12 protein-coding genes and 1 other RNA gene are annotated in these 13,099 nt (G+C 43.4%); 10 read left to right on the top strand and 3 right to left on the bottom strand.

The features are described from left to right. Nucleotides 1-67: 67 nt before the first annotated feature. From ACIQYG_RS05095 to eno, 4 genes are read left to right on the top strand one after another with little or no spacing between them, the layout of a single operon-like run. On the top strand, nt 68-1,252 hold the full coding sequence (locus ACIQYG_RS05095) for a phosphoglycerate kinase (RefSeq protein ID WP_402835942.1): 1,185 nt from the start codon (nt 68-70) through the stop codon (nt 1,250-1,252). Between the two features lie 46 nt (nt 1,253-1,298). Further along, nucleotides 1,299-2,060 (top strand): triose-phosphate isomerase, encoded by a 762-nt coding sequence (gene tpiA / locus ACIQYG_RS05100; RefSeq protein ID WP_402835944.1) that lies wholly within the window; start codon nt 1,299-1,301, stop codon nt 2,058-2,060. Further along, complete coding sequence (gene gpmI, locus ACIQYG_RS05105; protein WP_402835946.1) at nt 2,053-3,588, top strand: 2,3-bisphosphoglycerate-independent phosphoglycerate mutase; 1,536 nt, start codon at nt 2,053-2,055, stop codon at nt 3,586-3,588. The genes tpiA and gpmI overlap by 8 nt, the downstream gene beginning before the upstream one ends. Before the next feature lie 30 nt (nt 3,589-3,618). Continuing rightward, on the top strand, nt 3,619-4,914 hold the full coding sequence (gene eno / locus ACIQYG_RS05110; RefSeq protein WP_034309992.1) for a phosphopyruvate hydratase: 1,296 nt from the start codon (nt 3,619-3,621) through the stop codon (nt 4,912-4,914). Nucleotides 4,915-5,081: 167 nt separating this feature from the next. On the opposite strand, the gene ACIQYG_RS05115 is transcribed toward eno, so the two are convergent. Continuing rightward, nucleotides 5,082-5,912, bottom strand: a complete 831-nt coding sequence (locus tag ACIQYG_RS05115; protein ID WP_402835948.1) for a M15 family metallopeptidase — start codon at nt 5,910-5,912, stop codon at nt 5,082-5,084. 55 nt (nt 5,913-5,967) lie between these two features. Further along, entirely contained in the window at nt 5,968-6,510 is a 543-nt protein-coding gene (locus tag ACIQYG_RS05120; protein WP_402835950.1) for a hypothetical protein, read from the bottom strand. A gap of 176 nt (nt 6,511-6,686) precedes the next feature. Between ACIQYG_RS05120 and secG the strand changes: the two genes are divergently transcribed. The 6 genes from secG to ACIQYG_RS05150 all read left to right on the top strand — a co-directional run bounded on the left by secG (nt 6,687) and on the right by ACIQYG_RS05150 (nt 12,389). Next, entirely contained in the window at nt 6,687-6,920 is a 234-nt protein-coding gene (gene secG, locus ACIQYG_RS05125; protein WP_034309999.1) for a preprotein translocase subunit SecG, read from the top strand. A 141-nt stretch (nt 6,921-7,061) separates the two neighbouring features. After that, nucleotides 7,062-7,808 (top strand): alpha/beta hydrolase, encoded by a 747-nt coding sequence (locus ACIQYG_RS05130; protein ID WP_402835952.1) that lies wholly within the window; start codon nt 7,062-7,064, stop codon nt 7,806-7,808. 30 nt (nt 7,809-7,838) lie between these two features. Beyond that, entirely contained in the window at nt 7,839-10,196 is a 2,358-nt protein-coding gene (gene rnr / locus ACIQYG_RS05135; RefSeq protein ID WP_402835954.1) for a ribonuclease R, read from the top strand. A 66-nt stretch (nt 10,197-10,262) separates the two neighbouring features. Next, complete coding sequence (smpB, locus tag ACIQYG_RS05140) at nt 10,263-10,730, top strand: SsrA-binding protein SmpB (RefSeq protein ID WP_101223703.1); 468 nt, start codon at nt 10,263-10,265, stop codon at nt 10,728-10,730. Nucleotides 10,731-10,853: 123 nt separating this feature from the next. Then, nucleotides 10,854-11,215, top strand: a transfer-messenger RNA (tmRNA) gene (ssrA, locus tag ACIQYG_RS05145). A gap of 199 nt (nt 11,216-11,414) precedes the next feature. Beyond that, nucleotides 11,415-12,389, top strand: coding sequence for a nuclease-related domain-containing protein (locus ACIQYG_RS05150; RefSeq protein WP_402835957.1), 975 nt, complete (start codon nt 11,415-11,417; stop codon nt 12,387-12,389). A 223-nt stretch (nt 12,390-12,612) separates the two neighbouring features. Here the strand turns inward: ACIQYG_RS05150 and ACIQYG_RS05155 are convergent, their stop codons facing one another. Next, complete coding sequence (locus tag ACIQYG_RS05155; RefSeq protein WP_402835959.1) at nt 12,613-13,089, bottom strand: helical membrane plugin domain-containing protein; 477 nt, start codon at nt 13,087-13,089, stop codon at nt 12,613-12,615. Nucleotides 13,090-13,099: the final 10 nt, after the last annotated feature.

Raw genomic sequence — 13,099 nt, forward strand, 5'->3', positions numbered from 1 at the left:
TACCCTCTCCCTTTTTGACTAAAAGAATCAAAAATATGATAACAATATCTAAGGAGGTTCTTGGATTATGAATAAAAAGTCGATTAAAGATATTGAATTAAAGGGAAAACGCGTATTTTGCCGTGTTGATTTCAACGTGCCGATGCAGGACGGGAAGATTTCGGATGATACGAGAATCAAGGCTGCACTGCCGACGATTTCCTATCTGACAGAACAAGGCGCAAAAGTCATCTTAGCCAGCCATCTTGGCCGCCCTAAAGGACAAGTCGTTGAAGAATTGCGTTTAGCACCTGTTGCGGAAAGATTAAGCGAACTTAGTGGCAAAGATGTGCAAAAGGCAGAAGAAGCTTACGGCGAGACCGTTCAATCAATCATTGATAACATGCAAAATGGCGAGATCCTGTTGTTGGAAAACGTTCGTTTCTATCCAGGAGAAGAGAAGAACGATCAAGAATTGGCGAAGTCATTTGCGGCGCTTGCTGATGTTTATGTTAACGATGCATTCGGAGCTGCGCACCGTGCTCATGCTTCAACTGAAGGAATAGCTCACCATCTCCCAGCCGTTGCCGGATTGTTGATGGAAAAAGAGCTTTCTGTACTGGGAAAAGCCCTATCTAACCCAGAACGTCCTTTTACAGCTATAATTGGCGGAGCAAAAGTAAAGGATAAGATAGGCGTTATCGAAAACCTTTTGGAAAAAGTCGATCACTTGATCATTGGTGGTGGATTGGGTTATACATTCATTAAAGCGCAAGGTCATGAAATCGGTAATTCTTTATTGGAAGAAGACAAAATAGAATTGGCCAAATCTTTCATCGAAAGTGCAAAAGAAAAAGGCGTAAAACTTCATTTGCCTATCGATGCAGTTGTAACGGCTGAATTTTCACCTGATGCAGAAACAGAGAATGTCGATATCGATGCTATTCCAAACGATAAAATGGCTCTTGATATCGGTCCAAAAACAAGTGAGTTATTTGCGGATGTAATCAAAAGTTCCAAGCTTGTCATTTGGAATGGACCAATGGGTGTATTCGAGTTCGATAAATTTGCGAATGGTACGAGAACCGTCGCTAGAGCCTTGGCGGAAGCAAATGATACGTACAGCATTGTAGGCGGAGGGGATTCAGCCGCAGCTGCAGAAAAGTTTGGCTTGGCAGAAAAAATGTCCCATATTTCAACTGGCGGCGGTGCATCTCTTGAGTTCATGGAAGGCAAAGAGTTGCCAGGCGTTGTGGCCTTGAACGATAAATAAGATTAAACCGTTACATATTTCAACATTAGAAGGGATGAGAAACCAAATGCGTAAACCGATTATTGCAGGAAACTGGAAAATGAATAAAACACTATCTGAAGCGACTGCCTTTTTAGAAGAAGTGAGCAATTTGATTCCGAAGCAAGATGTAATCGATACGGTTGTATGTGCTCCAGCTTTATTTTTGGATCAGCTCGTTCAAGCAGCCAAAGGAACCGATGTGAAAATCGGGGCGCAGAACATGCACTTTGAAGAAAGCGGCGCTTTTACAGGAGAAATCAGCCCAATCGCATTAGCTGATATTGGGGTATCCTACGTCATACTTGGTCATTCTGAGCGCAGGGAAATGTTCAACGAAACGGATGATGCCGTTAATAAAAAAGCCCATGCAGCTTTTGCCCACGGGTTGACTCCGATTGTTTGCTGCGGTGAGACACTTGAGCAAAGGGAAGCTGGCGTAACGAATGATTTCGTAGGCAGCCAGATTGAAAAAGGCCTAGCAGGACTATCTGATGATCAATTGAAACAAGCCGTTATTGCTTATGAGCCGATTTGGGCGATTGGAACAGGAAAATCTTCATCTGCTCAAGATGCTAATGAAGTTTGTGCGCATATCCGCTCAGTTGTTGCCGATAAATTTTCAAATGAAGCAGCTGCAGCCATCCGGATTCAGTACGGTGGCAGTGTAAAACCTGAGAATATTAAAGAGTATATGGCACAACCTGATATTGACGGTGCGTTGGTCGGCGGTGCAAGCTTGAAATCCGATTCATTTTTACAATTGCTGGAGGCTGGTCACTATGAGTAAGTCGCCTGTGGCACTTATCATCTTAGACGGTTTTGGCTGCCGTAACGAAGAAAAGGGAAATGCTGTTTTTCATGCGAAAAAACCGAACTTTGACCGTTATTGGGATCAGTATCCGCACTCCCATTTAACGGCAAGCGGGGAAGCGGTCGGCTTACCTGCCGGTCAAATGGGGAACTCTGAAGTGGGCCATTTGAATATCGGGGCAGGACGGATCGTTTATCAAAGCCTGACCCGTGTGAACCTGGCTATCCGTGAAGGTGAGTTTGCACAAAACCCAACTTTGGTCGATGCCATGAGCCATACCAAGAAAAAAGGCACGGACCTTCATCTTTTCGGTCTTCTTTCAGATGGCGGCGTCCATAGTCATATTGATCATATGTATGCCCTTTTGAAATTGGCCGCTGAAGAAGGAGTTAAAAATGTATATGTACATGCATTTTTAGATGGTCGTGATGTCGGCCCGAAAACGGCGCAAGGTTATATTAAGGAAGCGGAAGCGAAAATGAAGGAAATCGGTGTTGGCCAGTTTGCCACCATCTCCGGTAGATATTATTCGATGGACCGTGATAAGCGCTGGGAACGTGTGGAGAAATCCTACCGTTCGATGGTGTATGGTGATGGCCCTGCTTACTCTTCTGCTATGGAATGTGTCGAGGATTCATACGAACATGGTATTTTTGACGAGTTCGTGATACCTTCAGTCATAACGGCGGAAGACGGTAAACCGGTGGCAACGATTAAAGATGATGATGCGGTAATCTTTTATAATTTCCGTCCAGACCGGGCGATCCAGATTTCAAATACGTTCACGAATGAGGATTTTCGCTCATTTGACCGCGGTCCTGGACATCCGAAGCATCTCCATTTTGTCTGCTTGACACATTTTTCAGAAACAGTTGACGGATATGTTGCATTTAATCCGACAAATCTTGATAATACATTAGGGGAAGTACTTTCCCAAAACCAGCTTACCCAGCTTCGTATCGCTGAAACTGAAAAATATCCGCATGTGACGTTTTTCATGAGCGGCGGACGTGAAGAGAAGTTTCCTGGTGAAGAGAGGATTTTAATTAATTCTCCGAAAGTAGCTACATATGATTTAAAACCGGAAATGAGTGCTTATGAAGTTACGGATGCATTGGTGGAACAAATTGAGGCTGACCGCTTTGATGCCATTCTCTTGAATTTTGCCAACCCGGACATGGTTGGTCATTCAGGGATGCTTGAGCCTACCATTAAAGCGATTGAAACAGTGGATGAATGCCTAGGCAGGATTGTCGATTTAATCGTCTCAAAAGGCGGCACAGCAATCATCACAGCTGACCATGGGAATGCTGATGAAGTCGTAACGCTAGAAGGCAACCCGATGACAGCCCATACTACGAATCCCGTGCCTGTCATTATCACTAAAAATCAGGTAACATTAAGATCAGGTGGTATCTTAGGCGATTTAGCTCCAACGATGCTTGATTTGCTTGGAGTCGAAAAACCTGTTGAAATGACAGGGAAATCCCTATTATCTAAATAAAATTGTGAATAGGAAAAGGAGAGATTTATAATGCCGTACATCGAACATGTATATGCACGCGAAGTGCTAGATTCCCGTGGTAACCCAACAATAGAAGTAGAAATCCAAACAGAGTCCGGATACTTCGGACGTGCAATCGTACCATCAGGTGCTTCAACAGGAGAACACGAAGCGGTTGAGCTTCGTGACGGGGATAAATCTCGCTACCTGGGTAAAGGGGTACAAAAAGCAGTCGATAATGTAAATGATATCATTGCTGAAGCTGTCATCGGTTTGGATGTAACGAACCAAGCAGGCCTTGACCTTACTATGATTGAATTGGATGGCACTGAAAACAAAGGAAACTTGGGAGCTAATGCAATCCTTGGCGTATCAATGGCTGCTGCCCATGCCGCTGCGGAATTTTCAGGTTTACCATTGTATCGTTACCTTGGAGGGTTCAATGCGAAACAACTTCCGACTCCAATGATGAACATCATTAACGGCGGATCGCATGCCGATAACAATGTTGACTTCCAGGAATTCATGATCCTTCCTGTAGGAGCTCCTAGCTTCAAAGAAGCAGTTCGTATGGGTGCAGAAGTATTCCATGCATTGAAATCTGTCCTTTCTGCCAAAGGCCTGAATACGGCAGTCGGCGATGAAGGCGGCTTTGCGCCAAACCTTGGTTCAAACCGTGAAGCGCTTCAAGTCATCATCGAGGCAATTGAAAAAGCTGGCTACAAAGCAGGCGAAGATATCTACCTTGGCATGGACGTGGCTTCTTCTGAATTCTATAACAAAGAAACAGGCAAATATGATCTTGCAGGCGAAGGCCGCAATGGTGTTACATCCGAAGAAATGGTTGCTTTCTATGAAGAGTTAGTGAATGAATTCCCTATTATCTCCATCGAAGACGGCCTGGATGAAAATGACTGGGATGGCCACAAGCTATTAACGGAACGCATCGGTTCTAAAGTTCAACTTGTTGGTGACGATCTTTTCGTAACGAACACGAAAAAATTGGCGGAAGGCATCGAAAAAGGCATCGGTAACTCCATCCTGATCAAAGTGAACCAAATTGGTACACTGACTGAAACGTTTGATGCAATCGAAATGGCTAAACGCGCAGGCTACACTGCAGTCGTTTCCCACCGTTCCGGTGAAACGGAAGATGCAACGATCGCTGATATCGCCGTTGCAACAAACGCAGGACAAATCAAAACCGGTTCCATGTCCCGTACAGACCGTATCGCTAAATACAACCAACTTCTTCGCATCGAAGACCAGCTTGGTGACTTGGCTGTATATGGCGGCTTGAAATCTTTCTATAACTTGAAGAAGTAATCTTTGCTGGAAGTTCGATTACAGTGATTTCCCCTCCTATTCAATGTGGCCATCCACATTGAATAGGAGGTTTTTTATGCCCATAAACCAGTCACTGCTTCCAACAGAAGGATTTAATCAAACGTTTGATTAATAAAAAAAAGGTGCCGCATCCGGGCACCTTTTTTTTATTTATTCGACACAGCTTCCACTGGTACGGCATTATAGTATTCTTCTAATGTAATTTTCGCTTCATAGATTTCAGTTGCGGTATCAACACCAACATAGCGGATATGCCATGGTTCGTATTTATAGCCTGTGATGTTTTCTTTGCCTTCAGGGTAGCGGATGATAAATCCGTATTCATGTGCATGTTCAGCTAGCCAGGCCGCTTCATTCGTATCACCGAAGCAGTCTTGGGCAGCGCATGCCCCATCGTGGGTCGTGACATCAATCGCCAGGCCTGTTTCATGCTCGCTTGTCCCAGGCATTGCACTGTAGGTTTTCGCTTTTTCTTCCCCGTCCTTAGCCACATAGTTATTAAAGACCGTGATTTGTGTTTGGTGTGAGCGGTACGCGGAAACGCCGGCAAAGTGCATATTGTCTTTTTCGGCAGCTTGGAACATTGCTTCAAGAGCCTTTCCCGCTTCTTCGCGCATCATTCTTTTTTCGATTTTATCTTCAAAGATGAAATCCACATTTGGGTAGATGAGGTCATCGGGTTTGTAATCTTCAGGCAGGCTGTATTGTTTATTGACAAGTACAGGTATGCTTTCCGGATGGGCTAACGTCTGAAGGCCAGCCTGTGCGGGTTTAGCCGTTTCATCAACCTCCACCTGGCGTTGGGCAGACTCCTTTGGATCATTATTCTTTTCAGTCTCCGTCTCAGTCTCCGTCTCCTGGGAGCTCGGTTGTTCTTCTTTTTGCTCTTTTTCATGCTCGCTTGTCAGGTCGGATGAACAGCCAGCCATCAAAATGAAAGATGATAGAGCGGTTGCTGCAAATATAGGTTTTAACATATGAAAGGCCCCTTGCTTTTAATATAAGATTTCCAATAAAAGTAGTTTTGAAAAATTATCGTGATAAGTAATCCCTTGTTAATTCACTTTGATATTTATCAAGAAATAAGCCAATCCAGACGACCATCAATAAAAATGGATAATCGTTACGGACTGCGGTTTCCACGACGGGATCAGACCAAAAGCCCGAAAGGAAACCAGATGACATCCTGATTGTCTCGAATGTGACAAGGGTGTGAAGCGATAACCAAAGAATCGTAAGAGTATTGGTCCCAAACCCAATGACCGCCGCTATGACGCTCAGCAAGGCGGCTGCAGCCCCGATCAGGAGGACATTGAAGCTTGATTGGAAAAAGTCGATACCGCTATTGGAAAGTCCATTATAAATAATAGCAGTAAAATAAACGGTTGTCGTGATATATGCAGCAAATAATAAGTATCGATTTCCGTGATACTTTGCCAGCAGCAATAAAAGCGGTGATAGGATGATTAATAGGACGCTGATAAAATTGCTTCCGCCTGTCCATAAAGAATAGCCGGCAACCGCCGAGAATAGGATGGTCAGGAGATCAAGAATCCGTAGTATGGACTTAAACATGTTGACACCTCTTCCTCTATTTATGCAAATTATCTCAAACTTTGATTCAAAAAGAAATGAATGTCCATCGGTTTTTAGGAATTCTTACCATCATAGTATAACAAAGATTGTGGATATTTATTGGGTGTGGTAAAGTTAAAGTAATTGTTTATTGGTTCTTCAGGAGGTGTAATTGCATGCATGCATTTCTCATAACGCTTTTAGTGATTGTCAGTATCGCCCTCATTGTGACGGTATTGCTTCAATCAGGTAAGAGTGCAGGTTTATCAGGTGCGATTGCCGGCGGTGCTGAGCAGTTATTCGGAAAGCAAAAGGCACGCGGTTTGGACCTGGTTTTACATCGTGCGACAATAGTATTGGCGATTTTATTCTTTGCTTTAACTTTACTTGTTGCATACTTTGATGTGTAATGGATCAAAAATGAGTCTAGCTAAATAGCTAGACTTTTTTCTTTGCACAATAGTTGCATGAATAGATATAGTGATTTTAGTACTTAATTATAGGATAGGGATTTTTTTAAAATCTATTTACTGATAAAGGAGCTTAAGATCATGAAAATAAAGCTGCAGCAGCCCTTTACTTTTGAAGGCGGAAAAAGGGCTGTCTTACTTTTACATGGATTCACGGGGAATTCAGCGGATGTACGGATGCTGGGCCGTTACTTGGAGAAACAGGGATACACCTGCCATGCCCCGCACTATGAAGGGCATGGCGTTCCCCCAGAGGAGCTGGTGAAAACGGGTCCGGAAGATTGGTGGAAAGATGTCATGATGGCCTACGATTTCCTGAAAAGCAAAGGCCATGAAGAAATTGCTGTTGCCGGACTCTCATTAGGAGGCGTATTTTCTCTTAAATTAGGTTACACTGTACCTATAAAGGGTATCGTATCAATGTGTGCGCCTATGTATATCAAAAGTGAAGAAATGATGTTTAAAGGAGTATTGGAGTACGCCAGAGAATTTAAGAAGTATGAAGGAAAAACTCAAGAGCAAATAGAGCTTGAAATGGACCTCCTTGCCGATAAACCGATGAATACATTGAAAGCCCTTCAGGAATTGATAACGGATGTACGAGAGCACGTCGACCTTATTTACGCTCCGACATTTGTCGTGCAGGGCCGGCATGATGATGTTATCAATCCAAAAAGTGCCGATATTATTATTGATTCCATTGAATCACCGGTCAAAAAAATCAAGTGGTATGAAGAATCCGGCCATGTCATAACCCTTGATAAAGAAAAAGACCAGCTACATGAAGATGTATTGGGATTTTTAGAAAGCCTGGATTGGTCCGAATAACAAAAATATACCCTGAATAGGAGGGTTTTCATGGAAGATAACATTCAAGAACATATTAATAAGCTTCTGACATACATGACGGATGAAGCGTATAAGCCGTTAACGGTACAAGAACTGGAAGAGGCTTTGAAAATCGAAGACTCGGCAGATTTCAAGAATTTCGTTAAGGCTTTAGTAAAGATGGAAGAAAAGGGATTGGTGGTCAGAACGAGGAGCAATCGTTACGGCCTGCCGCAAAAAATGAATTTGTTCCGCGGTAAATTAACGGGGCATGCAAAGGGATTTGCCTTTGTCACACCTGAAGATAACCCGGGAATGGATGATATTTTCATTCCGCCAAATGAAACGGGCACAGCGATGCATGGAGATGTCGTCATGGTACGAGTATCTTCGGAAACATCGGGCTCAAGGCAAGAAGGCACGGTCATCAGAATACTTGAACGCGGAATTACACAAGTGGTCGGTACATACTCCGAAAGTAAAAGTTTTGGTTTCGTCATCCCTGATGATAAAAAGATCGCAAACGATATCTTCATTCCACAGCATGCTTCACATGGAGCGGTAGAGGGACATAAGGTTGTCGTCAAGCTTACTTCTTATCCTGAAGGACGGATAAGTGCTGAAGGTGAAGTCATTGAGATTCTTGGCCATAAAAATGATCCTGGTGTAGATATTCTTTCAGTGATCCATAAATATGGTTTGCCGATGGAGTTTCCGGATGACGTCATGGAGCAAGCCAATGCCGTTTCGGATACCATTCAAGAAAGTGAAATTGGCAACCGCAGGGATTTGCGCAATGATGTTTTGGTCACGATTGATGGAGCGGATGCAAAGGACCTTGATGATGCCGTCACTGTTTCCAAACTTGAAAATGGCAATTACAAGCTGGGTGTTCATATTGCTGATGTCAGCCATTATGTGAAGGAAGGATCTCCAATCGATAAGGAAGCCTTGGAAAGAGGGACGAGCGTTTATTTGGTGGACAGGGTCATCCCGATGATTCCGCATCGTTTATCGAATGGCATTTGCTCCTTGAACCCACAAGTCGATCGTTTTACACTCTCATGTGAAATGGAAATCACGCCAGATGGAAAAGTCGTCAACCATGAGATTTTTGAAAGTGTCATTAAGACGACGGAACGTATGACATATGGCAATGTGAACAAAATCCTTGTCGATAAAGATGAAGAACAGCTCGAACGTTACGAAGCGTTGGTGCCGATGTTCCAGGACATGGAGAAGTTAGCGGCCATCCTTCGTAAAAACAGGATGAACCGCGGTGCGATTGACTTTGATTTCAATGAAGCGAGAGTCATCGTTGATGAAGAGGGCCATCCGACTGATGTGGTTTTACGTGAAAGGTCGGTTGCGGAAAAACTGATTGAAGAGTTCATGCTTGCAGCTAATGAAACCGTTGCTGAGCATTTCCACCGTCTTGAGGTTCCGTTCATTTACCGTATTCATGAAGATCCCAAGCCGGAAAAACTGCAGCGTTTCTTCGAATTCATTACGAACTTCGGATATATTGTACGGGGATCGGCGAATGACGTTCATCCTAAGGCGTTACAGGAAATCATTGAGGCGGTTGCCGGTAAACCGGAAGAAACGGTCATATCCACGGTCATGCTTCGTTCCATGCAACAGGCGAAATATGATCCGGAGAGCTTAGGTCACTTTGGTTTATCTGCTGAGTTTTATACACATTTCACATCGCCGATTCGCCGTTACCCGGATTTGATCGTGCACAGGTTGATCAGGACCTACTTGGTGGAAGGTAAACTGGATGAAGCTACGAAGGAGAAATGGAATGCCAATTTACCTGAGATTGCCGATCATACATCGAAACGTGAACGTCGCTCAGTCGATGCTGAACGGGAAACGGATGATCTGAAGAAAGCGGAATATATGCTGGATAAAATCGGCGAAGAGTATACCGGGATCATTGGTTCGGTCACGAATTTCGGGATGTTCGTCGAGCTGCCGAACACGATTGAAGGACTTGTCCATGTCAGCTTCATGACGGATGATTATTACCGCTTCGATGAGCGTCAGCTTGCAATGATAGGGGAACGTACCGGTAATGTGTTCCGGATTGGCGATGAGATTGACGTACGTGTTTCCAACGTCAATAAAGAGGAACGCGCAATCGATTTTGAAATTATCGGCATGAAGGTAAGCCGTCCGCGTCCATCCGGCGAGAAGAAAATATTCAAAGCCAATTCAGGTGAACGCAAACGTGGCCGAGATGGCAATGGTGGACGTAAGGAAGGAAAAGGCGGCGGCCGTAATGGAGATTCGCCTTCTACTGGGAGAAAACCGAAAAAGAAGAAAAAATTCTTTGAAAATGCGCCAGCAGCGAAGCGCAAGAGAAAACCAAAAAAGAGATAAAGATTGAGGCGGGGGATGATCATTTCATCCTCTTGCCGCGATTGGATGTAAAAAGGGGAGAGTTAGATGCCAAAAGGCTCAGGTAAACAACTAGCACAAAATAAAAAAGCTTATCATGATTTCTTTATTGAACAAACGTTTGAAGCGGGAATCGTTTTGAAGGGGACCGAAATCAAGGCCATCCGTGCGGCCCGAGTGAATTTGAAGGATGCCTTCGCTAAAATAGAAAATGGGGAAATCTATCTTTATAATATGCATGTAAGCCCTTATGAGCAGGGAAACCAGTTTAACCATGACCCGTTGCGGACACGGAAGCTTCTTTTGCATAAGAAGGAAATCAGCAAACTGATCGGTGTAACAAAGGAAACAGGTTACACGATCGTTCCGTTGAAAATGTATTTGAAAAATGGCTTTGCCAAGGTTTTAATCGGTCTGGGTAAAGGGAAGAAACAATATGATAAGCGTGAAGACCTGAAGAAGAAGGAAGCGAAGCGTGATATCGAACGTGCTTTCCGTGATCGGCAGAAAATGTAGAACTGCCAAGACCTTACAATTGATTTTTTGAACCAATCTGTTATAATTAATCCTGTACCGATGACAATTGAATATCAGCCAACTTGCTGACTATTCTTCTCTCGTACGCTCCATTTCCATCATGGGGACGTTACGGATTCGACAGGGATAGTTCGAGCTTAAGTTGCGAGTCGAGGGGATCGGCCTCGTTAAAACGTCAACGCCTATAACTGGCAAACAAAACAACAACCTAGCTTTCGCTGCTTAATAACAGTCGATAGCTGTTCCTCCCTCCATGGCCCACGTGGTAGGGTAAGGGACTCACTCTAAGTGGGATACGCCGGAATCCACCGTCTGAGGATGAAGGAAGAGACCAATCAGACTAGCTGCTCTGCCGCCTGTCGATAGGCTAATGAGTTCGCGAAATGCGAATATATCGACTACACTCGTAGAAGCTTAAGTGCCGTTATGTCTGGACGTGGGTTCGACTCCCACCGTCTCCACCAATACATATATTGGTGGTTTTTTATTTGTTTTTTTAGTTGTTTTTGTCGAAAAATCGATAAATCGTATAATTCGCAGATAAATCAGGAGTTATCGCTGATATATCTCCATTTTCGAAGATATATTCCCGATTTCGCAGATAAACTGTACAATTTCCATCATTTAATGTAGAATCCTTTTGGAGAAACTAGGATTGGAGCGATGAAATTGATTGTAAAAGAGCGAAAAGTTCCTCTTGCCATCCGCAAATTACGTGCATTAGCGTGCAGGCTTCCTCCGAATCACCCTAAAACGTCTTTAATCATGAACGATCTCAAAAAAAGGGAAGCGGGCTATAAAGGGGAATGCTCCATTGATTTTCCATTAAGCTTTCTTGAACCAAAAAGCTATTTCATCCTTCACGATTTAAGGCTGCAGGTTCAATCACGATTTTTTCAGCTGGACACCTTATTAATCTCCAAGAAATATGCGCTTATCATTGAAGTGAAGAACATTGCAGGGGCGATCTATTTTGATCCGCATTTCAATCAGCTCATTCGAACGATAGAAGGAAAAGAAACGGCATTTCCTGATCCCATCATACAAGTCAGCCGCCAGGAATCACAATTGACCAATTGGTTCTTGAAAAACGGTTTTCCCTCACTGCCCATCCTTTCATTGATTGTCATCAGTAATCCCCAAACAATCATCCGTACAGCTCCTGAAAACCATGAACTCCACTATAAAGTTATCCATCGCGATGCACTTCCCGCTAAAATTGATCAAATCGAGCATTCCATAACAGAATCCTGTTTTAGTGAAAAACATTTGAAGAAAGCAGTTCGCGTATTGAATAAAAACCATATCGATGCGGACTTTTCCATCCTGGAACGATATAATCTTACCGAAAAGGACCTAATAAAAGGAGTGATATGTGAGAATTGCAAGGGCAATCAGCTATTTAGAAGGCATGGCACATGGCATTGCAATCAATGCCAACAATCCAGTAAAACTGCACATATCCAGGCTATACGAGATTATTTTTATCTAATTGGCTCGACTATAACGAATCGGCAGTTGAGGGATTTTTTAAGCATTTCCTCTTCATCCAGTGCAACACGGATTTTGCAATCATTGAATCTAGCAAGCAGTGGTGCGAATAAAGGAAGGGTGTACAGCCTTTATTTTGATGAGTGATCTTAAATCATTTTTCACTGGAAAAACACCATCAGCTTGATAAGCTAATAAGATTTTTTTACTGAGGCAATATGTAATTCTTCAATTTTTTATATCCGCCATATTATCCACTCCAATACTAATCTTATCCAATACGCTGCACTTTCAGCAGCTTTGCAGCAACAGAGACTTAATGATAGAACAAAGACTCAAAAGAAGCTTCTCTTGAGTCTTTGTTCCGATCCTATTCTTTTAATTCCTTGCCCATTCCCTTCAGGAAGTGGACGCCAAAGCCGATTGCCCGGTTTATGTCTGGATCATTCAATGTTTTCATTAAATCCAAAACGCCGATCTTCTTATCGGCTTGAAGGAATTTGTTTCCTTCATCGATTCCTGCAAGTGCACTGTTCAGCAGTTTCGTGGATTGTGCGGCATCGGCGTTCATCAAGGCACCTGTTGCCCCCATAAGGGTATTGATCAGGTTTGTGACAGGTTGCCTTGTGATTTGTTGAAGGGCGATTTTCGCAATTTGTTCTTTTCCTTGAAGCATGGAGGTCGCGGCTTCGAATATTCCCGAGTCATTCAGTTCATTGACGATTTTAAACATATTGTTCAATGCATCTTCATTATCGGTGATCAACGTTTTCAGTTCTTCCAGTTTTTGTAGCTTTATTTCTTCCTCAGTAATGGGATTATGGATTTCCGTTATAGGAGCTGCCATGATCTTCACC

Source organism: Peribacillus sp. NPDC096622 (genome assembly GCF_044762665.1).
GTDB classification, from domain to species: domain Bacteria; phylum Bacillota; class Bacilli; order Bacillales; family DSM-1321; genus Peribacillus; species Peribacillus frigoritolerans_B.